Annotated in this window: 27 protein-coding genes and 1 pseudogene; 22 read left to right on the top strand and 6 right to left on the bottom strand. The window is 46.3% G+C overall.

Going from position 1 to position 25,420, the window contains the following annotated elements; genetic code table 11:
- Positions 1-7 precede the first annotated feature (7 nt).
- Positions 8-808 carry an ABC-2 family transporter protein gene (locus MKY01_RS27575; protein WP_127546631.1) on the bottom strand — a complete coding sequence of 267 codons (801 nt, stop codon included), beginning with the start codon at positions 806-808 and terminating at the stop codon, positions 8-10.
- The gene (locus tag MKY01_RS27570; RefSeq protein ID WP_036606839.1) at positions 805-1,581 is read right to left on the bottom strand and encodes an ABC-2 family transporter protein; all 777 of its coding nucleotides are present in this window, start codon (positions 1,579-1,581) and stop codon (positions 805-807) included. Before MKY01_RS27570 ends, MKY01_RS27575 begins: the two co-directional genes overlap by 4 nt.
- 305 nt (positions 1,582-1,886) lie before the next feature.
- Between MKY01_RS27570 and MKY01_RS27565 the strand changes: the two genes are divergently transcribed.
- From MKY01_RS27565 to MKY01_RS27520, 10 genes are all read left to right on the top strand, one after another.
- On the top strand, positions 1,887-2,738 hold the full coding sequence (locus MKY01_RS27565) for a DegV family protein (protein WP_036606840.1): 852 nt from the start codon (positions 1,887-1,889) through the stop codon (positions 2,736-2,738).
- A 152-nt stretch (positions 2,739-2,890) separates the two neighbouring features.
- A complete protein-coding gene (locus MKY01_RS27560) occupies positions 2,891-3,607 on the top strand; it encodes a response regulator transcription factor (protein ID WP_076253548.1) in 717 nt (238 codons plus the stop codon).
- The gene (locus MKY01_RS27555; RefSeq protein ID WP_339284323.1) at positions 3,604-4,536 is read left to right on the top strand and encodes a sensor histidine kinase; all 933 of its coding nucleotides are present in this window, start codon (positions 3,604-3,606) and stop codon (positions 4,534-4,536) included. The genes MKY01_RS27560 and MKY01_RS27555 overlap by 4 nt, the downstream gene beginning before the upstream one ends.
- Positions 4,537-4,663: 127 nt before the next feature.
- Positions 4,664-5,587 carry an ABC transporter ATP-binding protein gene (locus MKY01_RS27550; RefSeq protein ID WP_100529857.1) on the top strand — a complete coding sequence of 308 codons (924 nt, stop codon included), beginning with the start codon at positions 4,664-4,666 and terminating at the stop codon, positions 5,585-5,587.
- The gene (locus tag MKY01_RS27545; RefSeq protein ID WP_339284321.1) at positions 5,580-6,278 is read left to right on the top strand and encodes an ABC transporter permease; all 699 of its coding nucleotides are present in this window, start codon (positions 5,580-5,582) and stop codon (positions 6,276-6,278) included. The genes MKY01_RS27550 and MKY01_RS27545 overlap by 8 nt, the downstream gene beginning before the upstream one ends.
- A gap of 105 nt (positions 6,279-6,383) precedes the next feature.
- On the top strand, positions 6,384-7,196 hold the full coding sequence (gene thiD, locus MKY01_RS27540) for a bifunctional hydroxymethylpyrimidine kinase/phosphomethylpyrimidine kinase (protein WP_017692191.1): 813 nt from the start codon (positions 6,384-6,386) through the stop codon (positions 7,194-7,196).
- Between the two features lie 249 nt (positions 7,197-7,445).
- The gene (locus MKY01_RS27535) at positions 7,446-8,126 is read left to right on the top strand and encodes a response regulator transcription factor (RefSeq protein WP_339284319.1); all 681 of its coding nucleotides are present in this window, start codon (positions 7,446-7,448) and stop codon (positions 8,124-8,126) included.
- Positions 8,123-9,871 (top strand): HAMP domain-containing sensor histidine kinase, encoded by a 1,749-nt coding sequence (locus tag MKY01_RS27530; protein WP_339284318.1) that lies wholly within the window; start codon positions 8,123-8,125, stop codon positions 9,869-9,871. Before MKY01_RS27535 ends, MKY01_RS27530 begins: the two co-directional genes overlap by 4 nt.
- Before the next feature lie 21 nt (positions 9,872-9,892).
- Positions 9,893-10,438 (top strand): CDP-diacylglycerol--serine O-phosphatidyltransferase, encoded by a 546-nt coding sequence (pssA, locus tag MKY01_RS27525; protein WP_036606859.1) that lies wholly within the window; start codon positions 9,893-9,895, stop codon positions 10,436-10,438.
- A 13-nt stretch (positions 10,439-10,451) separates the two neighbouring features.
- Positions 10,452-10,937 carry a DedA family protein gene (locus tag MKY01_RS27520; protein ID WP_036606861.1) on the top strand — a complete coding sequence of 162 codons (486 nt, stop codon included), beginning with the start codon at positions 10,452-10,454 and terminating at the stop codon, positions 10,935-10,937.
- 517 nt (positions 10,938-11,454) lie between these two features.
- Here the strand turns inward: MKY01_RS27520 and MKY01_RS27515 are convergent.
- Together MKY01_RS27515 and MKY01_RS27510 are read right to left on the bottom strand one after the other, a co-directional pair.
- Positions 11,455-12,107 (bottom strand): annotated as a pseudogene (locus tag MKY01_RS27515) (transcriptional regulator).
- A 913-nt stretch (positions 12,108-13,020) separates the two neighbouring features.
- Entirely contained in the window at positions 13,021-14,211 is a 1,191-nt protein-coding gene (locus MKY01_RS27510) for a cation:proton antiporter (protein ID WP_315370940.1), read from the bottom strand.
- 375 nt (positions 14,212-14,586) lie between these two features.
- Between MKY01_RS27510 and MKY01_RS27505 the strand changes: the two genes are divergently transcribed.
- The 6 genes from MKY01_RS27505 to MKY01_RS27480 all read left to right on the top strand — a co-directional run bounded on the left by MKY01_RS27505 (position 14,587) and on the right by MKY01_RS27480 (position 18,268).
- The gene (locus tag MKY01_RS27505) at positions 14,587-15,159 is read left to right on the top strand and encodes a DUF420 domain-containing protein (RefSeq protein ID WP_017692198.1); all 573 of its coding nucleotides are present in this window, start codon (positions 14,587-14,589) and stop codon (positions 15,157-15,159) included.
- A gap of 73 nt (positions 15,160-15,232) precedes the next feature.
- Positions 15,233-15,976, top strand: coding sequence for a 2,3-diphosphoglycerate-dependent phosphoglycerate mutase (gpmA, locus tag MKY01_RS27500; protein ID WP_339284316.1), 744 nt, complete (start codon positions 15,233-15,235; stop codon positions 15,974-15,976).
- 214 nt (positions 15,977-16,190) lie between these two features.
- On the top strand, positions 16,191-16,361 hold the full coding sequence (locus tag MKY01_RS27495) for a hypothetical protein (RefSeq protein ID WP_167350917.1): 171 nt from the start codon (positions 16,191-16,193) through the stop codon (positions 16,359-16,361).
- A gap of 181 nt (positions 16,362-16,542) precedes the next feature.
- Entirely contained in the window at positions 16,543-17,451 is a 909-nt protein-coding gene (locus MKY01_RS27490; RefSeq protein WP_339284314.1) for an aldo/keto reductase, read from the top strand.
- 85 nt (positions 17,452-17,536) lie between these two features.
- Positions 17,537-17,863, top strand: a complete 327-nt coding sequence (locus MKY01_RS27485) for a thioredoxin family protein (RefSeq protein ID WP_017692202.1) — start codon at positions 17,537-17,539, stop codon at positions 17,861-17,863.
- Positions 17,864-18,085: 222 nt separating this feature from the next.
- Complete coding sequence (locus MKY01_RS27480; RefSeq protein ID WP_036606873.1) at positions 18,086-18,268, top strand: hypothetical protein; 183 nt, start codon at positions 18,086-18,088, stop codon at positions 18,266-18,268.
- A gap of 288 nt (positions 18,269-18,556) precedes the next feature.
- On the opposite strand, the gene MKY01_RS27475 is transcribed toward MKY01_RS27480, so the two are convergent.
- Positions 18,557-19,342: an undecaprenyl-diphosphate phosphatase gene (locus MKY01_RS27475; protein WP_339287279.1), complete on the bottom strand. Its 786-nt coding sequence runs from the start codon at positions 19,340-19,342 to the stop codon at positions 18,557-18,559.
- A gap of 238 nt (positions 19,343-19,580) precedes the next feature.
- On the opposite strand from MKY01_RS27475, the gene MKY01_RS27470 reads away from it, so the two are divergent.
- The 5 genes from MKY01_RS27470 (at position 19,581) to MKY01_RS27450 (ending at position 23,320) form a co-directional block, all read left to right on the top strand.
- Entirely contained in the window at positions 19,581-20,213 is a 633-nt protein-coding gene (locus tag MKY01_RS27470) for a TetR/AcrR family transcriptional regulator (RefSeq protein ID WP_076253557.1), read from the top strand.
- Between the two features lie 114 nt (positions 20,214-20,327).
- Entirely contained in the window at positions 20,328-21,179 is an 852-nt protein-coding gene (locus MKY01_RS27465; protein ID WP_076253558.1) for a transporter substrate-binding domain-containing protein, read from the top strand.
- 32 nt (positions 21,180-21,211) lie between these two features.
- A complete protein-coding gene (locus MKY01_RS27460) occupies positions 21,212-21,856 on the top strand; it encodes an amino acid ABC transporter permease (protein ID WP_017692207.1) in 645 nt (214 codons plus the stop codon).
- Positions 21,857-21,872: 16 nt separating this feature from the next.
- Entirely contained in the window at positions 21,873-22,619 is a 747-nt protein-coding gene (locus tag MKY01_RS27455) for an amino acid ABC transporter ATP-binding protein (RefSeq protein WP_127546614.1), read from the top strand.
- Between the two features lie 278 nt (positions 22,620-22,897).
- A complete protein-coding gene (locus tag MKY01_RS27450) occupies positions 22,898-23,320 on the top strand; it encodes an OsmC family protein (protein ID WP_036606882.1) in 423 nt (140 codons plus the stop codon).
- Positions 23,321-23,415: 95 nt separating this feature from the next.
- Here MKY01_RS27450 and MKY01_RS27445 read toward each other — a convergent pair whose 3' ends face one another.
- Positions 23,416-24,027, bottom strand: a complete 612-nt coding sequence (locus MKY01_RS27445; RefSeq protein ID WP_315372891.1) for a TetR/AcrR family transcriptional regulator — start codon at positions 24,025-24,027, stop codon at positions 23,416-23,418.
- Positions 24,028-24,169: 142 nt separating this feature from the next.
- Between MKY01_RS27445 and MKY01_RS27440 the strand changes: the two genes are divergently transcribed.
- Complete coding sequence (locus MKY01_RS27440) at positions 24,170-25,348, top strand: MFS transporter (RefSeq protein ID WP_339284311.1); 1,179 nt, start codon at positions 24,170-24,172, stop codon at positions 25,346-25,348.
- Positions 25,349-25,420 lie beyond the last annotated feature (72 nt).

Genomic DNA, 25,420 nt, shown 5'->3' with positions numbered 1-25,420 from the left:
CGCCTCCTTAGCTACCTGTACTTTGATATTTGGTCATGCCGAATTGCCAGAAACGCAGACTTGTAGCCAAACTCAGTACGGCAACCGCCGCAACAGCAACAAGAATCCACGCTCCTCCTTCACCCCGTAACAGGTAAAGTGACGGAATGTAGTTGACGAATCCTACCGGAATCACCGTTAACAGAATGCCAGACATCCATTTGGGATATAACGTTAGCGGATATTGGGCAGCCGTTCGAGCGGCATCTTCAGTGATCGTCTGTAATTCCTCGATACGTGTGGTCCAGAATCCCAGTGTGGCGGTAGCAAGTCCGATGGAAAAGAGAATGACTGCACCGGTCAGGATAATGAACAGGGAGGAGGGAATGGCTATCCAGCCAATCTGTCCGCTATGCATCATGCCTGCCAATGACCAGCAGAGAATGAACCCGCCTTGCAGGACTTCCCCAGCCATGATGCGGAAGTTTTGCGGCAGCAGTGCCAGCAATACGGGCATGGGACGTGTTAACAGTTGATCAAGCTCACCATTAACCAGATATTTTTCCAGATGGTGAACTTCGTTTCCGAACGTTCGATACAGTGTTTTGGATAACGTCATGATGGCAAAGAGATAACCGATCTCATGGAGGGTCCAGCCTTTAATTGCTCCGAATTTGTGCAGCACGAGCGCAACCATCAGAAACTCGGAGATCTGAATTAAAGCGGCCAGTACGGACGCCATGATGAAATTGAACTTGTATTGCATCCGACTGCGGATGCTTGTTCGAATGAGCATTTTATATAAATTGAACCAGGAAGTTCGCTTCATCCGCCTTGTACCTCCACTTTACGACGTAACACTTGGGTGATGGCAAGACAGATCAACGTCATAAAGACACACCAAAGCAAGGTTCCCCATAACAAGGAGCCATCTTCGAAACCAAGATAGATTCGGGTAGGTACATAGAGCAGGAAAGGGTAGGGTGATATCCAGGCAAGTTGTTCAAGCCAGTTCGGTAGCCATTCCAGCGGAATGAAAAAACCAGCCAGCAGATTCATCATCGCGTGATTGCCCCAGTGAAGCCAAGAGGACTCCGTGGTCCACATCGACGTAGCACCAATGATGTAGTTCATACAGATGGATAAGTATGCGGCGCCGGCAAGACCAAGTGCGGCATAGAATAGTGTTGAAACGTCTGAGGGCCAATGCAGGGAAAAGACAATGGAGAAGAGCAGGTAGATCGGAATACTTTTGTACACGAACTGGTAGGCAATCTGCCCCCATTCGCGTGCCATCAGGTGGGTGAACAGATGAACAGGCCTCATCAGATCCAGTGCGATCTGCCCTGTCCTGACGGATAAGGGAATACCCAATCCGTTCGTGAGAAAACCCGAGATCCAGAGAGAGGATTGCGTGAACGCAATGTAACTGATCATTCCCTGTGTCCCATATTCTCCGAGAGTATGGTCGGCCCCGATGCCGATCCAGAGGCAGGCATACATGTAACCAAACATGGCGCTTGCCAAGTTATGTACCATGTGTGCCCCGCGGTATTGCAGATTCCGGGAGTAGGCTTTGGAAGCCAGAGTGAAATAAAGCATGTGACACCTCCGATAAGTGGATTGAACGGCGTTTCCGTTCACTTCAGTCAAGGCGAAAAAGAGAGAAGGACAACAGCATACCAATTTATTCCTTCACAGGCAAGACATTTTTTTAGCTAATAATGGTATTAACAGGGGTGTTCATGATTGCGCCACAAGACAACGGTCTGTCCGTTCATTTATAATTGAGAGGTAGTATCGCAAACGTTTACAATGTGAAATATTCAAATTTTAAATAAACCGCCGGGCTTGTGCTTGACGATTGAGGATACAGAACGAACAATCCGGCAAGAGAGAAGGATGTCATGAAGAAAATTGCATGGGTCACCGATAGTACCAGTACACTGGATCCCGTTTTTGCGGAGCAAAATCATATCTACATCGTACCGCTGCGCATCGTATTTGGAGAGGAATGTTACCGGGAAACCGATGACATTACATCTGAAATGTTCTATGAGAAACTTGCGGAGGCTTCACGTGCGAGCAGTTCGCAGCCACCCATTGGCGAATTCATTGAACTGTATGAGTCGCTCAAAGACAAGTACGATGAGATTATTACGATTCATTGCTCTACAGAGCTTAGCGGAACGCTGCATACGTCCATGCAGGCTGCAGAGATTGCAGGAGTGACGGTGACCGCAATTGATTCGAAGGCAGGTGCCTATCCTCACCGTGAGATGATTATGCAAGGACTGGAATGGCAGAAGCAGGGATGTTCAGCTGCCGAGATCAAAGTAAACATTGAACAGATGATTGATAACATGTCCTTTTACCTCATTCCGGCCAGTCTTCAGCATCTTCACCGCAGTGGCCGGGTGTCGGGCACACAGCTGATCATCAGTCAACTGCTCAAGATCCATCTGCTGCTTCGATTTGAAGAGGGCAAAGTGGTTGTGAATGAGAAGATTCGCACGTTCAAGCGGACAAAAGAGCGCATGCTGGATATGCTCAAGCTGGATGTGGAGAAAGTAAAGCATGTGTGCATTATGCATGCGAACAATCAGGAAGAAGCCGTCACGATCAAGAAGCAGATTGCCAATCTGCTCCCTAAATTAAAGACCGAAATCATGCCGTTTATCCCTGTGGTGAGTATTCATGCAGGTGCAGGAACCATTGGACTGTGCTGGATACACAGCGAGAACGGATATAGAGACTAGAAGCACCAGCATTGATCTACAGGCACTCATAGACCTGGCAGGAAACACACTTATACCAAAGTGGTGCTCCTGTCAGGTTTTTTCGTATGTCATTGCCAATTCAAACAAACTGTGAGGTAATAAAGAAAACTGTTCATGTTGGAGGGAAGCATGTGTTAAGTCACCGCTTGTTGCTTGTTGAAGATGATCGTTCAATTAGTGAGATGGTCGGGCCGTACTTGGAAAAAGAGGGCTACGACGTCACTTATGCATATGACGGCTTAGAGGCAGAACGTCAGTTCAGCCAGTCACAACCCGGGTATGATCTGGTTATTCTGGATCTGATGCTGCCCCGCAAAAGTGGGATGGATGTGCTGCAAACCATTCGGGCAGTCAGTCTGGTACCTGTGCTCATTCTGTCTGCGAAGGATGGGGAGGTGGACAAAGCATTAGGTCTGGGGTTCGGTGCAGATGATTACTTGAGCAAACCTTTCTCGTTAATAGAACTGACTGCCCGCATCAAAGCTGCGATTCGCCGCGCCAATTATACTACTCAGCCTGTGGCTGAAGTGGCTAAAGATCAACGTATTCACATTGGAGGACTCGTAGTTGACATGGAGACGTACGAGGTGGAACGTGAAGGTACACCCGTCAAGCTGACATCCAAGGAATTTGGAATTCTGAAGCTGTTGGTTACCCATCCTGGCAAAGTGTTCACCAAGGCTCAGATCTACGCTTCCGTCTGGAACGATCATTATTATGGAGACGAAAATATCATTAACGTACATATGCGTCGTCTGCGTGAGAAACTGGAGGCAGACCCTTCGGCTCCCCAGTATATCAAGACACTCTGGGGCATCGGGTATAAGCTGGAGGCGGAGCAGGGATGACACTGATTTTTGCCACTACAACAGCTATTTTGGCCATTGCCGTCATTGGATTGTGGATAAGCTTGCGGAAACGCACCCAACACCTGTCTTATATTCATCAGAAAATATCCGCTATTCTGGATCAAGGCACCTTTGAGCGTTTACTTGTATTCAATAGTGACGACCAAGTCAGTCAGCTTTTGAAAGACATGAACCAGCTGCTGGATCATGCGCACCATGCTAAGGCCGGTTATGCTAACCAGGAGAAGGAGATGCGTAATATGCTCTCCAACATTTCGCATGATCTGAAAACGCCACTCACCGTTGTGCTGGGTTATAGTGAGACCTTACTGCACAGCCCATCATTGACCGATCAGGAACGGAAGATGATGACGGAGAAAATACAAGATAAGGCGCAGGAAGTGCTGCGTTTGATCCATTCCTTTTTTGATCTGGCAAAGCTGGAATCTGGAGACACGGAGCTAGTACTTAGTCGGGTGAATTTAAGTGAATTATGCCGGTTAAAGATGCTTTCCTTTTATGAGATGTTGACGAATCTGGGATTGCATGTGGAGCTAGAGATACCTGCGGGTGATCTCTTCGTGCAAGCGAATGAAGAAGCATTGGACCGTGTACTGGATAATCTCATTACCAATGGAATGAAATATGGAGCAGAGGGTAAGGTACTGGGACTTTCACTTGATCATTCGATAGGTGGACCTGTGACGCTACAGATCTGGGACCAAGGAAAAGGGATTCCTGAGAGCGAGCATAGTCGTGTGTTTGAACGCATGTATACACTGGAGGATTCCCGCAATCGACTCTATCAAGGAAGCGGCCTGGGTCTGACCATTACGAAACGGCTAGTTGAGCGGATGGGTGGAAGTATTCACTTGCATAGTGTGCCACATCAACGGACTGTATTCTCGGTTACCTTAAAGTCTTGGTAAACCCTGCGTTGGCGTGTCCGGTCAGACTTAAGGTTTTTGTAAGATTTGATTAATAAAAAAGAAGACTTTTCTCTTTACAATATAGATATAGGAACCCGGACAGGGGACGTAAAGGAGAACAAGGACGATGAATTATATCGCACGAACAATAGATGTGACTAAAGTATATGAAGGGGTGGAGGTTGTATCCAACGTCAATATGAATATTAAGCAAGGTGAGATCTATGGATTCCTCGGTCCAAATGGTGCTGGTAAAACAACCATCATGAAGATGCTCACCAATCTCGTCAAACCAACCACAGGGGAGATAGAACTGTTTGGGGAGAAGCTTACGCCGACCTCTTATGAAGTGCTGAAGCGAATGGGCAGCATTATTGAATATCCTTTTTTCTACGATAGGCTGTCTGCTCGCGAGAATCTGGAGCTTCACTGTGAATACATGGGGTTTCACAACAAAAAGATCATCGACAACACGATGGAAATGGTAGGGCTGAAGGATACGGGCAAGAAACCGGTCAAAGACTTCTCCTTGGGCATGAAGCAGAGGCTGGGGCTGGCTCGTGCACTTATAACCACACCTGAACTGCTCATTCTGGATGAACCGATCAACGGATTGGACCCTGTAGGGATCCGGGAGATGCGAGATTTGTTTAAGCGCCTTAGCAATGAGTATCGCATTACCCTGTTAGTCTCCAGTCACATTCTTGGCGAGATAGAGCAGATTGCGGACACAGTTGGTGTCATTCGCGGCGGTCGTTTGGTGGAGGAAGTATCGATGGAGAGCATTCGTGGAAGTCAAAATGAGTACATCGAGTTACAGGCGGTGGATATCCGCAAAGCGACCTATGTCATTGAACACCAGCTTGGTTTGAGTAATTATAAACTGGTTGATGACCAAACGTTACGCATCTATGATCCGGGAATCATTCCATCGGAACTGAACACCAAGCTGATCCAACACGGCATTGAGATCGAATCGATATCCAAACGGGCTCATTCCCTGGAAGAACACTTCATGAAGCTTGTGAAAGGGGATGAAGACGTTGCTTAAACTAATCAGACTTGAGATGCGGAAGCACCGTTTTGCACGTAATTTTGCAGGGGCAGGTATTGCCAGTATAGCCATTCTTCTTTTCCTGATCATGATTGGATTCGTGGATGTGGGAGCAGAAGATTATGCCTATGCCGATTACCAGACCGCCTTTATGATTATTGATACGTTTGTGAGAGCGACCTTTATCATATTTGCAGGAGCTTTATTATCCAAGCTGGTGATCAGTGAGTATAGAAATAAAACGATGAACGTCATGTTCACCTATCCCATCCAGCGTCATAAAATCATTGCTGCCAAATTGATTATCGTGTTTGGTTTTACATTTGTGATGATTATGGTTACCGATCTGTTGATGGGTTCACTGCTGTTGATTGTTAATCATTTCTACTCCTTCATTCCTGGATCATTGACAAATCAGGATATATTGGGACTTCTGGCGAAGTACAGTATGAGTTCTTTATCGGCTGCGTGTATGGCACTCATTCCCCTATTCTTCGGTATGCGTAAGCATTCTGTTACAACTACAATGGTCTCGTCCATTTTGTTGGTTTTGATTGTCTGCTCCGGATTCAACGGGTCGGAAGTGTCCATTCATTCGCTTATTATTATCCCTCTGACCCTTGGAGCAATAGGGATATGGATTGCTTCGATGTCCATGGTTCGTCTGGAGACAAAAGATGTGAACTGAATCATTCGGAAAACCATGCTCTGTATGGCTTCAGATGCCATTGACATCCGCTCGTACAAGGGATAGGATAATGTCAACTGAGACACGAAGGAGAATGCAACTACCATGACGATTCCAAAAACATTAACAATAGCTGGTTCGGACACGAGCGGCGGTGCAGGGATTCAAGCTGATTTGAAAACTTTTCAGGAGCTGGGTGTGTATGGCATGACCGTACTGACTACGGTTGTGGCAATGGAGCCCGAAACATGGGATCACCAGGTCTTTCCTGTTGAATTAAATGTAGTTGAAGCGCAGCTTCGCACTGTTCTGGACGGCATCGGTTTTGATGCAATGAAGACAGGTATGCTCGGTTCTGTAGATATTATTGAATTGGTAGCAAAACATATTCGCCGCAGCGGTCTGCCACAGATCGTTATCGATCCGGTAATGGTATGCAAAGGTACAGACGAAGTTCTGCAACCGGAAAATACGGAAGCGATGATCGAATTCCTGTTGCCAGGTGCCGATCTGGTTACACCTAATCTGTTCGAAGCATCCCAACTGGCGAAGAGTGGACCGATTCGCTCCAAGGAACAGATGGAAGCAGCGGCAGCAGCAATTCATGCCCATGGCTCGAAACATGTCCTGATCAAGGACAGAGGTGTCATTAGCCCGGGTAAAGCAATGGATCTACTCTATGATGGAACGAACTACGAATGGTTTGAAGCCGATGTTGTCGGCTCCGGATATACGCATGGTGCGGGCTGCACGACGTCTGCGGCGATTACCGCAGGATTGGCTCGTGGTCTTTCAGTGAAAGAGGCTGTTCGTGAAGGTAAAGCCTTCGTGACCAAAGCGATTGCCGGCGGATTCCCGCTAAACCGTTTTGTTGGCCCGACACTGCATGTGGCACACCGTCTGGAGCAACAACGTTAAGTGTTGCCAGGGAGCGCGCAGTAGCGCATCAATTCTGGATAACACACTTCGATTTCATTCAAGTAGCTGTCAATGAGCAGGAGCTTGCTCGTTGATGGCTTCTTTTTTATGCGAATTTTTATAAAAATTAGTAACTTTTGGCTTATATTAGTCGTATATATCATGGGAGCATTCCAAAACATGTGTGGACACATGAACGACACATGGAATAGGTATGTTATCATCAGAAATCTAAAAGGAGAGTCGGCCATGATCAGAACAGTGCTTCTGGTGGAAGATGAAAGCCGCATTCGTGAGATTGTGGCCGATTATTTCATAAAAGAACAATGGAACGTCATAGAAGCAGAACATGGAGTACAGGCACTGGAACTGTTGGCTCTGCATGAGGTAGATCTGGTTATTCTGGATGTTTTGATGCCTGAAATGGATGGATGGACGTTATGTGGGCATATTCGATCCCAATCCACCGTACCTATTATCATGCTGACTGCACGGTCCGAGGATGACGATAAAATTCATGGATTTCAGCTGGGCGTAGACGATTACGTTACCAAGCCGTTTAGTCCACGTGTGCTGGTTGCACGTGCAGAGACATTAATGAAGCGTGTTGAAGGTGCATTTGGACGAGAGCAGGGTGTGATTCGCTTCGGACAGGTAACCCTTGATCCATGGGCCAGACGCCTGGAGAAGGACGGAATTGAAGTGGAACTTGCACCAAAGGAATATGATCTGTTGCTTTATTTGGTGCGTAATGCAGGCATTGTGTTGTCCCGGGATGCCATTTTGAATCGGATCTGGGGATTTGATTTTGAAGGGGACTCACGTGTTGTGGATACCCACATCAAGAAGTTGCGCAGCAAACTGGGTGATGAAGCCAAGAGTATCCGGACGGTGATTGGCACTGGATATCGTTTCGAGGCAGAAGCATGAGAAGAAATGGCGTAACGATGAAGCTTTTCCTGGTCATGGCAGGATGTCTGGTTCTTCTATATGGGACGACGGTTTTTGCCCAGTTGTTCTGGTTCCCCGACTTCTATCAGCATCAAAAGGTCAGCAGTATGAAGAAAAAGCTGTCCAAGTTCGAACAGCAATATTCCAATGGACATTGGAGTGATTTACAGCTAGCCAAGGAGACCGGGAAGTTCATGCGTCAGAATCAATCACATCTGGTCATTTTGACGAATACCGGAAGATTGGTTAATGACCCGTTCCACATTACGTTGCTTCAAGAGGATGGAAGTCACATGAAAGTGTCCTTGTCCTTGTTTATCAATAGTGAGAATGCTGGCTGGATCACATCCCATCTGAAATATGGGCAAGAATTGACGGTGAAAGGTCCGGCCAGCGAATCCATGGTCTATCCATTCAAAATCCAGGATGCCACTTCTGCCGCATGGGGAACAGAAAGTTTTCAGGAATCGATTGAACCGGTAAAGGAATGGTCAGGCGTATTGACCGAGGTCGTTCTTCCCAATCTGGCAACGTGGAGTCAAAGGCAGGGACTGCTGGTGCAAGCACTGGATAGCCGGTTCCCGTTGTCCACCGAAGACCAACTTACGTTGGCGAATGGCAAAATGCTCAATGAAGAATGGATGGATAGCTGGAGCGGTGTTCGCAATGTCATCACCATTGCTCCAGTGCATCGTTCCGGACCCGAGCAACAACTGATCTTTTCGCTCACCTCTCTACAGGAGATGAGGGAAGCGAATGAGGCAACACGTTTGTTCTATGCGTATTTTGGCATAGGGGCATTTATATTGATTCTGTTGCTGGCGTTGCTCCTGTCCCGAATTATAACGAAGCCGCTTTTGGCCTTGAACCATGTCGCCAAGAAAATGTCTACGCTGGATTTCACGGTGAAATCACCCATCCGGCGTAATGATGAGATCGGGAGTCTGTCTAACAGCCTCAATGCCTTATCGGGAACCTTGGGTCAGACACTGGAAGAGCTGAGGCAGGCCAACACGCAGATGCGTACAGATATGGAAATGAAGCAGGAGATTGAACAGCGTCAGCGCAAGTTTTTTGCCGATGCATCACATGAACTTAAGACACCAATCAGCATTATTAAGGGATATTCTGAAGGGTTGAAGGATGGCGTCAGTGAGAGCAAACGGGAGCGTTACATTGAGATCATTGCCGATGAGACGATCAAAATGGAAACGATGGTTGAAGAGATGCTGGATCTGGTGCGACTGGAATCCTCAGCGGTTCAATTGAATACGGATGCTGTTGCACTGGCTGACATGATTGAAGATATCGCTGGCCGTCTGGGTCCGCAACTAAAGGACAAAGGATTGGATGTGGTGCTTGTATCCACAACAGAACAGACGGTTGAGGGTGACCGAAGCAAGCTGGAGCAAGTTATTTTTAATATCATGATGAATGCTATACGTCATGCGATACCACATACCGATATAACTATTGAGATTAGCAGGCGTGAAGGTTTTGTCCATATTTCCATTGAAAACAAGGGTGAGCACATTGCTGAAGCTGAGCGGCAGTATATATGGGAGAGGTTCTATCGGGTAGAGCGCTCACGTAATCGTAAAATGGGGGGGACCGGGCTTGGTCTGGCCATTGCGAAGCAGATTCTTGATCTGCATGGGTGCAGTTATGGAGTGGAGAATACACCGGATGGAGTCCGTTTTTATATTATTTTTCCTAAAGCCTAGTACGAAAGGGAGTCAAATATTATGAAGTCTTTACCATCGATTTTAACCTTGGGGAATCTAAGTTCAGGCATGCTGGCAGTCATTATGGCTATTCATGGTGAATTTGCCCTGGCTGTGATGATGATATGGGTAGCGATGTTCTTTGATCTGTTTGACGGGTATGCGGCTCGTAAATTGCATTGTGAGGGTGAGTTCGGCAAGTCCTTGGACTCGCTTGCGGATGTAGTTTCATTCGGAACAGCACCCGTGCTGATTCTGTACCTGAATTCCATGATTGAAGTGAGTGTGCTGGGGATGGCACTGACTGCATTGTTTCCGATTTGCGGTGCTTTGCGTCTGGCCCGTTATAACTGTCAGAAGACAGCAAGCAGTGGTTTTGTCGGAATGCCGATTACATTTGCGGGAGGTCTGATGTCCTTTTTCGCACTCTGGAGTCCTTATTTCACACATGGTGTAGCCTATCTTGTCATTATTGTATTATCCGGTCTCATGGTGAGCCAAATCCGATTCCCGTCTCTAAAACAAGTGTTAGCCTCACATGAGAAGGATATTGTGGAACCGAAATAAGGAGCGAGTCAGTATGGAATTTGCAAAAGAATTTATTGGTCAATATGGTTATTTCGCAATATACGGACTACTGGCTCTTGGCGTTATTGGCATGCCGATTCCGGATGAGGTGATGATGACTTTTGTCGGTTATCTCGCCTCCATCTCGGTATTGAATTACTCCGTATCCATCGCCGTCAGTTTCGGTGGCGCATTTACCGGAGGGCTGCTTAGCTACATGATTGGCAAAAAAGCGGGCAGGCCGCTGGTTGAAAAATACGGCAAGTGGGTCGGCGTTAATGCCAAACGATTCAGCAGGGTGGAGTCGTGGTTCCTCAAATATGGGTATTGGTCCATCATCCTGGGTTACTTCATTCCAGGCATTCGTCATCTGATGTGTTGTTTCTCCGGAATTAGCAAGATGGCCATCGGCAGGTACGTAGTTGTATCGGGCATTGGTGCATTCGTCTGGTGTGTTGTCTTTATCTCGATTGGTTTTTATGTTGGCGTGTTAACTTAAAATAGGACAGCCTGTTGTAACAACAGGCAAGGATGGAAGACCTCTTGAGTGTAAGGTGGTCTTTTTTTGTTTTTCTATATATGGTCGGAGACCTCATTTTAAGTGATTTAATCGACTACAAGTTACTTACCCCTGGAACTGTAGGCTCCCCCGCAAGCTATTTCAAGTAAATTCTAGCTCAGAGCTATTCCTCCGTGTAAATCTCCATGTAAACTCGATATTGATGAAAGTATCTGACACTCCAGTATCTAAAGTGGTTCGCAATTAGGTTTAATAGTAGTAACTCCAAAAGTTATAATAATAACTCCAAAAGTTTCGGAGTCATTTCTAAAATTCTAACGAACTCAGTTGAGCTTATTATCGAGATAAGAGGCATGTTGGAATTCTAACGAATCCCAGCAAACTTATTTCACGAAAAGGCCCGAAAAAGTGCCCTGATCTACTTCATATCATCACAATAAGATGTCCTGAGTTCGTTAAAAAATGGATATGTACGATATCGGCGAAATAGAGTGTCTCATGTTCGTAAGATATACGTTCGATATCGTTGAGCGCCACTAGCGACATGTAATACTTGTTGATCAATCAGGCTGTGAAGAACTCTTCGAGCATGCTGATCCGTGATTCGCAGGTGTGTTGCTAGTTCCGAGGGGGCAAATGGACGAATGATGCGTCTGGCATAACGAAGAGTCTCGGCTTCAAGCCAATTTAAGGATGTCGGAAATCCGTAGCAATGAATTTTCCCATAAAAGAGAGCACAAGCTGTTGGCACCGTTTCGGTTCGTCTTTAATGGAGAGATAAGCGATCGGCAGAAAAATCCAATCATCAAGCGTTAGCAGACAATGCCGCCAGCATAAATCTTTAAAGCGCCGTACATCCAGATCACGGGCATGTGGCCCGTATCCCTGAATCTCAATACCTCCTTTAACGCCGTTACCTGGCAGATAAGCCAGATCCAGATACCGATAGCCGTTATGAAAGTCTCGAACTTCCCATTCGGGTTGCAAATGGTTAAAGTTTTTCATCACCGGAAACCAGACTGTACGCAAAAATTCCAACGTGCCATGTTCAAGTCCATTTTCTAGTCTGGACAGCACTCTGGGGTTCGTTTCCTTCTCCAGAAGGGAGTGCATCCAAACTTCGTAAGCCTCCTCAAAATCAATGCTCATCGTCTTCATCTCCTCTAAAAATAAAATAAACGAACGTGAACAGGCTTCAGGTCGTCATGTCAAAATACAAAAAGCCGCTCTGACCATTTCCAACCTTCGCGTTGAAGGGGAGAATGGATCAAAGCGGCGTGTGCTTCACGACCAATATGTTACATTTCTAGATCAAGTATAGCTTTAAATATGGAATGATTTCAATACCTTTTCCAATAGAGGATATCTCAAGCCAAGGTCTGAATGCCAGAACGAGACTGGACGTATTCCGAGCTAGTAGGTGCTACACTTTAAATGTGCGAGAACGCGTCCCTTAATGTGCGAGTAAGCGATATAGACGCTGTAAAAGTAGATTATTCTCGCCTTCAAGGCTGTTTACATTTAAATTAAGTTCTTCGTACCGCGGGTATGCGTCTTCTCTTGCTCATGCTTGGAAAGAAGCGTAGAGCGGGCAATAAGAGCTAAGGAATCTGAGACGTCTTATTCAGGGAGTTGAAGCACTCGCAGAAATGTAAGGAACCTGAGAAACGTTATTTCGGAATGTACAGCCATTTTCAGCGTTTTGTTATGAAAATTTGGGAAATAAGGTGTCTGATGTTTCTTACAATTGAAAAAGAGAGCCAGAGGACCAAATAAGACGTACTGGGTTCCTTAGAAAAAATGAAGGGTTATTCTTAAGGCGCAGCCGGCCTACATTTCAGGAATTTTACGCCCGTTGATGCTTCAAGACCGTGTTAGTATGTGTGACGACTGGATGCCTTGGGTGTGCCAAATGCGAAAAGCTAAAAGTGCAGCATATCATCAAGACACAGCTTACCTGAGTCGCAAGACACTCATAGTAATTCTAGGGACACAACTGAAGTCTAGAGTTCAGAGTGCCACAATGGAATCTTTATTGTTAAGTTTTGAACTGAGACATATCTCACCCGTTCAAATGAGATTCTTCAATTCCTCTTTCAACTTGCTTTTCCCCTTTCTTGCGTGCAAAGGTGATTTTGAGGAGTGGTGGAGTGACTAGTGTAGTTACAATGACCATGATCACAACGCTGGTAAAATACTCCGAATCAAGCAATCCGGAAGCAAGTCCCGTTGAAGCGATAATGAGCGCAACTTCACCTCTTGATATCATTCCTGAGCCAATGGCTAATGAAGATGACATATTAAATCCGGTCAGTCGTGCACCAGCTCCACCACCGATAAGTTTGGTAACAATGGCGATAAGACTGATAACGACAATAAACCAGATTTGTGAACCGACACCATCAAAGGTGACATTTAAGCCGATACTGACAAAGAAAACTGGAACAAAAATTCCGTAGGCGATTGGTTCCAGTTTGGTTTCGACTTCATATTTGAAGTTAGTTTGGGAGATGGCGATACCAGCGGCAAATGCACCGATGATTCCAGCAACACCCATCCACTCTGCAAAGTACGAGAAGCCAAAACAAATAATCAATCCCGCAGTAATGACGGTCTCGGTTACTTTCAGTGGTGCCATCCACTTCATGATGCGTGGAACAAGGAACCAGCTGGCAGCGATGATGATCACAAAGAATAACAGCTTTTTACCAATAAGCAGAGAAATCGAAGTGTCTCCTCCACCAGTACCCAGCAAGCTCATCATAACGGCAAGAATGACAACGACCAGGACATCATCTACGACAGCTGCCCCAAGGATTGTTGTACCCTCACGCGAGCTGAGTTGATCCATATCTTTCAGTGTCTGAACCGATATGCTGACGGAAGTGGCACAGAATAAAAGTCCAAAGAACAGCGCATGTGTCTGTGACATACCAAAGGCTACGGCCGAACCGTATCCTCCGATAAAAGGCAAAATAATACCGCCGACTGCTACGGCAAAGGCCGCCTTCCAGTTCTTCTTCAACTGCTCCAGATCGGTTTCCAGTCCGGCAATGAACATTAACAGCAAGACCCCGATCTCAGCCATATAATGCACGAAATCACTTTGCTGAACCCAACCGAGAATTGCAGGCCCGAGGACGACACCGACAATCAGTTTCCCCAGAACCGATGGTTGACCCAATCTTACGGATAGATCACCAGCGAGTTTGGTAAAGATTAAAATAAGTGCAAGAACCAAAATAAATTCCATATCTGTGCTCCCCTCCAGTAGTAGCGTCTATAGGTTAACCAACCCAAGGGCGATCCATCCTCCGCTTCAAACAGACAAAAAGGCACAGAAAGGCATTAGGAAAGTGCCGTTCTGTGCCTGAAAAAGACAAAGAGGGGCCCTTGGTGACAGGCTCCTCCAGTTTCAACGCGTATGTGATTAATTGCGTTAATTATACCACAAATGAAGGATTCGGTAAATGGGAGTCGGATTGGATTTGAGTGAAAATGGCCGCAAAGGGGCATTTTATAGGGAAGTGCAGCGGCTTTTGTTCAGAGTGTTGTCACTTAACAGCCCGGAATTGGCGAGATATAATGATATAGAACATAGAAGTTAGGATATGAGGAGGATTTTGCATTGGGCAAAAATAACAAAGGGGAGCCGAACATTCCATCCCCGACGAGTAATAAAAATTTCGCAGGCATCATTATCACGATTTCCATTCTCGCTAATGTCATTATTTTATTATTGTTCTTCGCACCGTCAATTGGTTACAAAGGTGATGTAACCTTTGATATTACGGTGTTGCCGCGTTTTAATGCCGTGTTTAACAGCTTTACCTTCATATTCCTGCTCGCAGCGCTTATTGCGATTATCAAGCGGAATGTGAAGCTGCACAAACGATTTATTCTTGCTGCATTCTCAACAACACTGTTATTCCTCGTGACCTATCTGACGTTTCATTACCTCTCACCAGAGACGTCCAAATACGGCGGCGAGGGCATCATTCGTTCGATCTATTTCTTCATTCTGATTACCCATAGTATACTGGCAGCCCTGATTGTTCCATTGGCGTTGTTCACACTTGTGTGGGGTTGGACGAATCAATTGAAGAAACACCGCAAAATTGCACGTTGGACTATGCCAATCTGGCTGTACGTCAGTTCTACAGGTGTCGTAGTATACCTGATGATGGCACCATATTATTAATGTGATGAACGTTTCACTGTGCTAATTAGTTTGACTTGTGGGTAATGTTTCCATGGAAGGAGGGTTCACGTTTATGTACAGAGTTGTTTTGATTCGCCATGGACAGAGCATGTGGAATGTAGAGAATCGTTTTACCGGATGGACTGATGTGGATCTGACGACGGATGGTTACGCAGAAGCACGTAAAGCAGGGAAGATCATGAAGGAACAGGGATTTGATTTTGATTACGCCTATGCATCCGTGCTGAAACGTTCTATCCGAACACTCGATATTGCGCTGGATGAAATGGACCTCATGTGGATTCCCATTACGAAGACTTGGAAGCTGAATGAACGCCATTATGGTGCGCTGCAAGGACTGAATAAACAGCAGACTGCTCTGAAGTATGGGGAAGACCAAGTAAAGGAATGGAGACGATCCGTGAACGTATCTCCCCCGGCACTGGACGAAACCGATGACCGATATGTGCAGGATCTGGACAAGTATAAGCGACTCGGATGCACCATCCCTTTTACGGAGAACCTGATGGATACCTCGAAGCGTGTACTGGAGTACTGGAATACGGAGATTAAACCGATGGTGTCTGCTGGCAAAAGAGTGCTGATCTCTGCGCATGGGAACACGCTCCGTTCACTCGTCATGCATCTGGACCAATTGTCCGAAGCAGACGTGATGGCGCTCAATATCCCGACAGGCATTCCGCTTGTCTACGAATTGGATGAAGATCTGCATCCCATCGGACACTTTTATCTGACCGCCGATGGTTCGACCTACAAACATGAAGAAATGACCCATGTGGCAACGCCATCTGATTAATTGGACATGGACGTTTGTCTTGATTGTACGAAAGCTTGTATGAGTTATCTCGTTCGGTTGATGTTTCAACAGGACGATTGGAAGATGACCGCTGAATTGAATTCGGAGGTCATCTTTTTTCTGCGATCAAGCCTGTACTTCGTTTCGTTTTGTTCCCACAGGGTAATTGTCAAACAAGACACGATGTACATTTATCCTGAAGGAGGAGAAGCACATGTCTAAAAGAAGAGGAATACTCATGACGGCTATCGGCGCAGGTGTGACTTATCTGATGAGGAACAAACAAGCAAGAGATAAGCTGTTTAGCACTGTCTCGGGTATGATGAAAAACTCCAATTCGTCCAATGGAACAAGTAAAACCAGACCACGTGTGGAAGTGAAATAGATTGCGATAGTTCGTTTATCGATTGAATTTAAATGATGATCACGAGAAACCTGGAGATGAAGTCGTTCCAGGTTTTTTTTGTGCAGTTGAAAACTACCTTATGTTTCGGTGAGGCATGCGATTTTTGCCAGCAAGAATGATACAATGGATACTTGCAGAACGTATGGAGGGAGATGCACATATGAAGAAAAATCGTCTGGGTACATCCGAACTGATGGTGTCTGAGATTGGGCTGGGATGTATGTCACTTGGAACTGAAATGGAGCACGCTGTGGGCCTAGTTCATGAGGCTCTGGATCATGGGGTCAATCTGCTGGATACAGCCGATCTGTACGACGAAGGGCGTAATGAAGAGATTGTAGGACAAGCTATTAAAGGGCGTCGGGACCAAGTCATTGTGGCAACCAAAGTAGGTAATCGGCGTATCCCCGGCAAAGAGGGCTGGTCATGGGACCCGTCCAAAGCCTACATTAAGCAGGCTGTACATGAAAGTCTGAAGCGGTTGCAGACCGATTACATCGATCTGTATCAGCTGCATGGCGGGACCTTGGACGACCCCATCGAAGAGACGATCGAAGCGTTTGAGGAACTGAAGAAGGAAGGACTTATCCGATATTACGGAATTTCCTCCATTCGTCCCAATGTGATTCGGGAGTATGTAAAGAGGGCATCCATCGTCAGTGTGATGAACCAGTACAGCATTGCTGACCGCAGAGCGGAAGAAGAAGTGCTGCCTTTATTGGAACAAAAGGGGATCAGCGTAATTGCCCGTGGACCAGTAGCTAGCGGTGTGCTTGCCGATTCCGGATCTGCCAAGGCAGACAAAGGTTATCTGGACTATACGCCAGAGCAACTATATACCATTCGGCAAGGGCTAAGTCGTCTTGTTACAGACCAACGCAGTATGGCTCAGACGGCTATTCGCTACGCGTTATCCCATCCTGCCGTAGCAGCTGTTGTCCCTGGTGCCAGTTCAAGAGAACAGTTGCTGCACAATATTGCTGCTTCGAATTCGCCTGAACTCACCCCTGCGGAAATTCAGGAAATACGAGAACTCAGTCCCGCTAATCTGTACAAGCAGCATCGTTAACTCCATTAAGCCTATTTTCAATTGTAACTATACGAGGTACAATGAAGATCAGCCAAAAAAGGAACATATAAGGGAGAGAAGACATATGGAAAGAATTCAAAGTGAACAGCAATATTTGGATACAATTAACTCTGATGGTTTTACCGTCATTAAATTTGATACAACCTGGTGTCCGGATTGCAAAAACCTGGATCGTTTTATCGGGGATGTTATCGACCAACATACGGACAAAACCTTCTATGCCCTGGATGCAGAAAAGTTCCAGCCGTTTGCCGAAGAGAATGGTGTACGCGGCATTCCAAGCCTGCTCGTCTTCCAGAACGGCAAGAAAATCGCACATCTGCATAGCAAATGGGCTAAAACACCTGCTCAAATCTCCGAGTATCTGGAGACGCTTGAATCCAAAGTTTAAGTGTACGAGACTCAGCAGCTTGTCTAATTAATTTAGCTAAGGAGACCTCTTCTTGTCCTGCGACAGGAAGGGGTTTTTCTGTTTTATTCCAGCCCGCATGATGTGCATTCAAATGTGCATTTGAATAACTGAAGTTGAGAAACAACGCTTGTTTAGAATTTGTTCAGTGCTCCCATGTATACTGTGAGAACAAACTGAATATTTGGAGTGAACAAGATCCGTATGAAGAATGAAATTTTTGAAGAAATGCACCAATTAAGTCACAATGATGACCGAAGATACCGATTGTTGATGATCGGGGTGAAGCAATTGCTGCAGGAACAAAAGGAGAATAGATATAATCTGCGTGAGAGATTGAAGAGTCGAAAGAAACACCGGAACTTTCAAGTAAAAGAGTGGTATTAGACAGGCTGCTTTTCAGAAGTGAACATAAATATGGTTGTCCATGATACATAGTAAAAAGTAAACCTAGTCGGCATCACAAGTGAACCAACCCAGCAAAGAAGGAAGTAATGAAGAATCAGACTTCTTCTAATTACGGGTATTGCTGTCTCTGAAGCAGTAACAGAATCGTGAAGCAACAGAAACATGAAGTAACGGAAGTATAGCAATATAAAATATGGCGGCCTCGCTTCCCAAGGGAATGTGAGGCCGCCATTGATTTTGCCTGTCTAATTACTTGAATTGTAATACTTACATCAAAATAATAAAGAACACGGCTGCCAAGACAAAGCGATACACAGCAAAGACGGTCAGGCTCAATTTTTTCAAAATGGACAGGAACGTCTTGATCGCAAGAATGGCGACGATGAAAGCAGCGATGAATCCAATCGCAAAGATTGGGAAATCACTGCCGTTCAGGTGATCGATACTTTTGTACAGGTCATATCCCGTAGCACCAATCATAATTGGCACAGACACGAGGAATGTGAACTCCGCAGCGGCTACACGGCTTACCCCTGCAAAGAGACCGCCTGAGATCGTTGACCCGGAACGGGAGAAGCCTGGCCACAACGCCAAGATCTGAAATATACCCACCGCGAATGCCTGTTTGTAGGAAATATCATCGACATCATGGGTAGTAATCCGCCCACTCTTCCGGCTCCAACGTTCGGCTACGATCATCAATATACCACCTATAACGAGGCTGTACAGCACTGTTTCCGGACCAAACAAATGTGCTTTGATCCAGTCGCGGAATACAAGTCCGATGACTACGGCAGGAACCATCGCCAGGAAGATATGTCCCAGATTGAGGCGGCGGGAGTAAGGTCTGCTCCCTCCGGTGAAGCGGAACATATCAATGAATTTGTTCCAGTACAGTACAACAACAGCAAGTACAGCTCCGAGTTGAACAACCACCTCAAACGTTTTGACTGACTCGTTGTCCTCCGATAAACCCAGCAAGTGGGCAGTCAGAATCATGTGTCCAGTAGAGGACACGGGCAAAAACTCAGTCAAACCTTCGATGATGCCCATAATAATGGATGATATAATGTCCAATTCTCTTCCTCCTTGAAATGCAGGTGACAGCACAGGCTGTCCTGCTTGACCATGCCTGTTCATTTGAACAAGGCTATCACCTATTATGATCACAAATGCACTCAACTTCAACTTATGCTTGTAACCATTTGTTTAAAACTATATTGACAAAAACCTAGTTATCCCATAGGATATAACTTAACTGACTGACTGATCAATCGGGAGGGTTACATGAATGACCAAAATTAACGGTTTGGAACCCGGTGAAGAACGCCGGGACCAAATAATACGCATAGCGATGGAGCGTTTTGCAACCCAAGGTTACCATCAGACGAAAATTTCCGATATCGTCCGCGAGGCCGGTGTGGCGCAAGGGACATTCTACTGGCACTTCAAGAGTAAAGAAGCCATTGCTTCGGAGATTGTCTTAACGGGCAAGGAGGAGTTACTTGAGTCGATTGGACAAGGGTACCGCAAGGATGCCGGATCAGTAGAGGATATGGTGAAAGCATCGGAAAGGCTGTTCACTGACTTGTTTTTGTTTGCCGCGCAGAATCGTTATTTTATGGAACTGTTGCTCAAAGGCATCGTGACGGAAGAGTCCGTACAACGCCTGGTTGAGGAGACACGTAATGCTGTGGAAACTGCGTTTCGTCACAATATGGAACGTGCCATCGAACTTGGCATGTTGCCTAAGGGCATGGATGTTCCACTTCGAGCAGCCCTATTGGTAAGCATGATTGAAGGCATGATATCACGCTGGTTGTTCGGTTCCGATGAGTTACACAGCAAATTTTCAGCCATGACAGCTTCATCGCTGGCAACTGAAGCAGCAAGCTTTGAGTTTTACGGACTATTGGGCACATAAGATTCACATGATTAAACAAATAGCAGGGAATAATGGGTACAACTGCGGTTTAGTCACAATAAAGTAACCCAATGTACATCCAGATTAATACACGACTGAGAGGAAGTTAACGTAATGAACAACACATATGGATCGAAAACTCGTAAAGGCTGGTCTTTGACAGCAATTCTGCTGATGACCGTGCTGGTACTTAGTGCTTGTGGAAGTAAGGCAACAGATGGTGGAAGCACAAATGGTGCACAGGCAAGTAATGAACTGGAACAGATCAAGTCGGCTGGCGTTATCAAAGTGGGCATGATGGGCACATACGCACCGTACAACTTCCTGAACGATAAGAAAGAAATGGACGGCTACGATGCCGATATCGCACGTGAAGTTGCGAAGCGTCTTGGGGTTGAGGTTGAATTTGTATCCCAAGAGTTCTCCGGTTTGACACCAAGTCTGCAAGCGAAGAAGCTTGATGCCATTATCAGCCAAATGACGATTACCGATGATCGTAAGAAAGTACTGGATTTCAGTGATCCGTATATTACGAACCAAGTTAAAATTATTGTAAAAGAAGACAATAACGATATTACCAAACTGGAAGACTTCAAAGGTAAAACGATTGGCGTAGGTCTGGGTACAAATGATGAATCATATCTGCGTAATGAAGTGTTGCCAAAAGTGGGAGACTTCACGATCAAAACCTATGACGATGTCATCTCTTCACTCAAAGATCTGAATGCTGGGCGGATTGATGCAACAATCAACAATATGTACGCTCTGAAACCGATTGTGGATGCCAACGGATTGAATATCAAAGCTGTAGGTGAAGCTATTAAGAGTGACCAGGCAGGTATTGCTGTTCGCAAAGACAATCCGGAACTCGTAGCAGCACTGAATGATGCTCTCAAAGGCATGAAAGATGATGGCACGTACAATACCATTTTCAAAAAATGGTTTGGTGAAGAGCCTGCGCAATAATGAACCTGCAAGGCGAAGGGAAGATTTGACCCATGGAACTGGTATTTGAGAATATCCCCTTCTTTCTGAAGGGGGCTTATTATACGCTGTATGTAACTGTGATCTCCATGTTTTTTGCGTTCATCATCGGGGTGCTTGTTGCGATTGCTCGTCTGAAGGGACCGATGTGGCTTAGGTTGATCGCAAGGTTTTATGTATCCATCATGCGGGGGACCCCGCTGCTGGTGCAATTATTCGTTATTTATTACGGATTGGTCGATTATGGAGTGACCTTGGGATCACTCACGGCTGCATGTCTGGGATTGAGTCTGAATGCAGGTGCATTTCTGTCGGAGACGTTCCGTGGAGCCATTCAGGCTGTGCCTAAAGGACAGACAGAAGCTGCATATGCAACGGGAATGACACCGGCTCAAGCGATGAGACGCATTATCTTCCCGCAGGCTGTGCGCATTGCCATCCCGCCGATGGGGAACACGTTTATTGGCATGTTGAAGGAAACATCACTTGTGGCGGCGATTGGTGTTACCGAGTTGTTGCGTTCAGCACAACTGCTGGTATCGCAATATGCATTGAATATGCCTTTTTATCTGGCTATTGGTGTGATCTACTGGATTATGAGTATCGGCTTCTCGGCCATTCTGGAACAAGTGGAGCGCCGGTTGGCCCGGGCTTACTGATGGGAGGAGAGAACCGATGATTACAACAACTGGACTTACCAAACGTTTTCAGCAAAATGAAGTACTTACGAACATCGATCTTCATGTCGATGCCAAAGATATTGTTGTATTGCTCGGCCCAAGTGGTTCAGGCAAGAGTACCTTGCTGCGCTGTCTGAATGGACTCGAAGAGTTGTCCGGAGGACAGATCGAAGTGAACGGCATTGTGGTTAACAGCGCAGATCCGCTGCGAGTCCAACGTGCCCGGGTACTGGAGATTCGTCGCCAGACCGGCATGGTATTCCAGCAATTTAATCTGTATCCGCACAAGACAGTGCTGGGTAATGTGATAGAAGGTCTTGTTACGGTGAAAAAAATCAAAAGGGACGAGGCGGCTGAACGCGGCCGGATTCTTCTGGATCGGGTCGGCTTGTCGGACAAGCAGGATGCGTATCCATCCCGATTGTCCGGTGGACAACAGCAGCGGGTCGCCATTGCGCGTGCACTCGCGATGGAGCCGGAAGTGATGCTGTTTGATGAGCCAACTTCAGCTCTTGATCCTGAACTGGTCGGAGAGGTACTTTCCGTCATGAAGGAACTGGCAGAGGAAGGCATGACGATGCTGGTTGTGACACATGAATTGAAGTTTGCCCGTAATGTGGCAAACAAAATCGTCTTTATGGCGGACGGGTCAATTGTGGAAGAAGCAAGTCCACAAGCCTTTTTTGAACATCCAACGCAAGAACGCACCCGTCGTTTCTTGCAACAGATTACTGAATTTTGATGAAGATAACAGCGATCGGAAGAACGAACGTACTCCGAGCGGGTATTTAAGGTCATGAACGATATCAGTTCAACTAAACTTTTTGCACAAGAATGGAGAGGACGGAAGAAACCTGAAGAAGCGGAGCGTGCGCCTTTATCCCCTGATTTTCCCCTTGAAGAAGGGAATCAAAAAAATCTGGGGATAACAGCGATCGGAAGGTTATTCTGTCATCGGAGTGGCAAGTGCAAACCTTTTTCGCTTGAACTTAAACTATTGTAAGAAAGAAGGATAACATCATGAATGTAACAACCGTATGGAAAGGCAAACGTGCGTTTACTTCCGAAGGACCCTCTGGCTACGCGGTTGGCATGGATGCCACTGCTGCTTATGGTGGTGACAGCAAGGGTGCGACCCCGATGGAATTGTTACTGGCGGGTCTCGGGGGCTGTATGGGAATCGATATTACGATGATTCTGGACGCTTTCCTGGACAAAATTGAGTCGATTGAGATTGAAGCGCAAGGCACACGCAGTGAAGAGATGCCCAAAGGCTTCACATCCATTGATCTGATCTTCAAAGTCGATGGCGATATCCCGGATTATCGCATCTGGAAAGCCATCCAGATGGCTGAGGAAAAATATTGTGCAGTTTCCGCTTCGCTGAGCGCCGATATTCATCCTAAACTGATCCTCAATGGGGTAAGTACACCTCGTCCTTAATAACAAACGAACAGATTCTATACTAAGCTGGCACTTCCAATCGTGGGAGTGCCTTTTTTTACCGTTCTAACACTTCAACAGTTCGTAGGTTTAAGTCAGGCTGAATGTTGAGCAAGGTTCCAGATGCCCATGAATTCCGTGATAGCCTGATCGATCGTTGCATGAGGAACACCGTCGCGGGCTTGTGTAGAGATGCCTTGCATAAAGGTATCAAATACGGTGGTTAGCATGGCTACATTCGTGGAAGCAGGAATTTCACCGACATCCACAGCACGCTGGATGCAATCCTGCAGGCGGTTGCGAGTCAGCTTTCTTTTATCAGCGGTAATGTCACGGATATGATTGTTTTTGGAAGAACATGTGCTGGCTGACAGCACAATTAAACAGCCGGATGGATGTGCACTGTCTGTTTGCATTTTTGCTGTGCTTCTTAATGTTGTTTCGATCGCATCTCTTGGTGACAGCGTAAGATCCGAGAAACTTTCCGTGACACGTCCAAACGTATCCATATATCGTTCTACTGCTTCTTTATACAGCGCTTCTTTGGATTCAAAGGCTGCATAGAAGCTGGCTGCTGAAATATCCCCCATAGCTGCTCGAAGCTGAAGTAATGAAGTGGCCTCGAAACCTTGCTCCCAAAAGAGCATCATCGCTTGTAATAAAGCTTCATCCCGATCGAAAATGCGCGGACGTCCCGTTCTTGCCATAAGAGTTCCCCCCTCTTTTTTCTTAATTATATACTAATCGATCCAAAAGTCATTGACAAGGTGATACAGTCTGAATAATATAAGGAATGATCGATCCATAATTTGATTACTTGTTTTCACTATATTAAAAGGAGCTGCACAGATGTCGGATATATCTTCTCATCGTTTTCCGTGGCTGGGGTTACTGGCCCTGGCTATGGCGGGTTTCATAGCTATTATGACCGAAACACTTCCTGCGGGGTTACTGCCGCAAATAAAAGAAGGGCTGCAGATCTCTGAGGCAGGGGCGGGGCAGCTTGTCACCTTTTATGCTGTTGGATCGCTGGTTGCTGCCATACCTGTGGCCGTGCTGACAAAGGGCTGGCGGCGGCGTCCGCTTTTACTTCTGTCTATTATTGGTTTTCTTGTCTTCAATACCATTACTGCCCTCTCTTCAAACTATGTGCTGACACTTTTCGCTCGTTTCTTGGCCGGTGTTGCAGCGGGGATCTCCTGGGGCCTGATTGGCGGTTATGCATTACGCATGGTACCTGATCATCTCAAGGGAAGAGGCATGGCTGTGGCTATGATTGGAACGCCGATTGCCCTATCATTCGGTGTTCCGGCAGGTACATTACTGGGTTCATTTATGGGCTGGCGCTCGGTATTCTGGCTGATGTCGTTGCTGGCGTTTGTACTGATTTTCTGGGTGCTCTGGAAAGTACCCGATTATCCGGGGCAGTCAGCGGATAAGCGGATCTCCGTCAAGCAAGTACTGTTCACCCCCGGTATCATTCCCATTTTGACTGTCGTCTTGGCCTGGATGTTGGCTCATAATATTTTATACACGTATATTACTCCTTTTCTCGCCGATGCCGGTTTGGAATCCAAGGTTGGACTCATTTTACTTGTATTTGGTCTGATGGCATTGGTGGGCATCTGGATTACAGGTATTTTCATTGATCGGTGGTTGCGTATGCTGGTTCTCATGAGCCTTGCGGGCTTTGCTTTGATTTCCCTTGTATTAGGTCTTTGGAGTGAGCACGTTGTTGTGGTCTTCGGTTCTGTTGCGCTGTGGGGTCTGACATTTGGTGGTGCGGCTACCCTGTTACAGACTGCACTTGCTCAAGCTACTGGGGAACAAGGTGTGGACCTCGTCATGCCGATTAATACAACCGTTTGGAATCTGGCTATTGCCCTTGGGGGAATGGCGGGAGGTGTTCTTCTGAATCAATGGGGAGCTGCATCATTTAACTGGGCCATCTTGGCTTTAACATTGGTGGCTTTGATTGTTGCATGGTGTGCCAAAGGATATGGATTTCGCCCATCTAGGAGTCACTAAACTTCTGTCAGTAGAAAAAAATTCGGTAAGCCCGGTCGCCATGTTAATGGCGGCCTCTTCTACTAGATGTAG

The organism is Paenibacillus sp. FSL R5-0486 (assembly GCF_037975155.1).
Classification (GTDB): Bacteria; Bacillota; Bacilli; order Paenibacillales; family Paenibacillaceae; genus Paenibacillus; species Paenibacillus amylolyticus.
The sequence above is the reverse complement of the archived record's forward strand: the minus strand, read 5'-3'. Positions and strand labels throughout refer to the sequence as shown.

Excerpts from the sequence above, each read along its gene's own strand:
- MKY01_RS27490 (WP_339284314.1), top strand. The coding sequence starts at position 16,543 with ATGAAGAAAAATCGTCTGGGTACATCCGAACTGATGGTGTCTGAGATT.
- MKY01_RS27440 (WP_339284311.1), top strand. The coding sequence starts at position 24,170 with ATGTCGGATATATCTTCTCATCGTTTTCCGTGGCTGGGGTTACTGGCC.
- MKY01_RS27575 (WP_127546631.1), bottom strand. The coding sequence starts at position 808 with ATGAAGCGAACTTCCTGGTTCAATTTATATAAAATGCTCATTCGAACA.
- MKY01_RS27445 (WP_315372891.1), bottom strand. The coding sequence starts at position 24,027 with ATGGCAAGAACGGGACGTCCGCGCATTTTCGATCGGGATGAAGCTTTA.
- MKY01_RS27495 (WP_167350917.1), top strand. The coding sequence starts at position 16,191 with ATGTCTAAAAGAAGAGGAATACTCATGACGGCTATCGGCGCAGGTGTG.
- MKY01_RS27550 (WP_100529857.1), top strand. The coding sequence starts at position 4,664 with ATGAATTATATCGCACGAACAATAGATGTGACTAAAGTATATGAAGGG.
- MKY01_RS27480 (WP_036606873.1), top strand. The coding sequence starts at position 18,086 with ATGAAGAATGAAATTTTTGAAGAAATGCACCAATTAAGTCACAATGAT.
- MKY01_RS27570 (WP_036606839.1), bottom strand. The coding sequence starts at position 1,581 with ATGCTTTATTTCACTCTGGCTTCCAAAGCCTACTCCCGGAATCTGCAA.
- MKY01_RS27465 (WP_076253558.1), top strand. The coding sequence starts at position 20,328 with ATGAACAACACATATGGATCGAAAACTCGTAAAGGCTGGTCTTTGACA.
- MKY01_RS27520 (WP_036606861.1), top strand. The coding sequence starts at position 10,452 with ATGGAATTTGCAAAAGAATTTATTGGTCAATATGGTTATTTCGCAATA.
- MKY01_RS27535 (WP_339284319.1), top strand. The coding sequence starts at position 7,446 with ATGATCAGAACAGTGCTTCTGGTGGAAGATGAAAGCCGCATTCGTGAG.
- pssA (WP_036606859.1), top strand. The coding sequence starts at position 9,893 with ATGAAGTCTTTACCATCGATTTTAACCTTGGGGAATCTAAGTTCAGGC.
- MKY01_RS27460 (WP_017692207.1), top strand. The coding sequence starts at position 21,212 with ATGGAACTGGTATTTGAGAATATCCCCTTCTTTCTGAAGGGGGCTTAT.
- thiD (WP_017692191.1), top strand. The coding sequence starts at position 6,384 with ATGACGATTCCAAAAACATTAACAATAGCTGGTTCGGACACGAGCGGC.
- MKY01_RS27455 (WP_127546614.1), top strand. The coding sequence starts at position 21,873 with ATGATTACAACAACTGGACTTACCAAACGTTTTCAGCAAAATGAAGTA.
- MKY01_RS27555 (WP_339284323.1), top strand. The coding sequence starts at position 3,604 with ATGACACTGATTTTTGCCACTACAACAGCTATTTTGGCCATTGCCGTC.
- MKY01_RS27485 (WP_017692202.1), top strand. The coding sequence starts at position 17,537 with ATGGAAAGAATTCAAAGTGAACAGCAATATTTGGATACAATTAACTCT.
- MKY01_RS27530 (WP_339284318.1), top strand. The coding sequence starts at position 8,123 with ATGAGAAGAAATGGCGTAACGATGAAGCTTTTCCTGGTCATGGCAGGA.
- gpmA (WP_339284316.1), top strand. The coding sequence starts at position 15,233 with ATGTACAGAGTTGTTTTGATTCGCCATGGACAGAGCATGTGGAATGTA.
- MKY01_RS27470 (WP_076253557.1), top strand. The coding sequence starts at position 19,581 with ATGACCAAAATTAACGGTTTGGAACCCGGTGAAGAACGCCGGGACCAA.
- MKY01_RS27450 (WP_036606882.1), top strand. The coding sequence starts at position 22,898 with ATGAATGTAACAACCGTATGGAAAGGCAAACGTGCGTTTACTTCCGAA.
- MKY01_RS27510 (WP_315370940.1), bottom strand. The coding sequence starts at position 14,211 with ATGGAATTTATTTTGGTTCTTGCACTTATTTTAATCTTTACCAAACTC.
- MKY01_RS27475 (WP_339287279.1), bottom strand. The coding sequence starts at position 19,342 with ATGGGCATCATCGAAGGTTTGACTGAGTTTTTGCCCGTGTCCTCTACT.
- MKY01_RS27565 (WP_036606840.1), top strand. The coding sequence starts at position 1,887 with ATGAAGAAAATTGCATGGGTCACCGATAGTACCAGTACACTGGATCCC.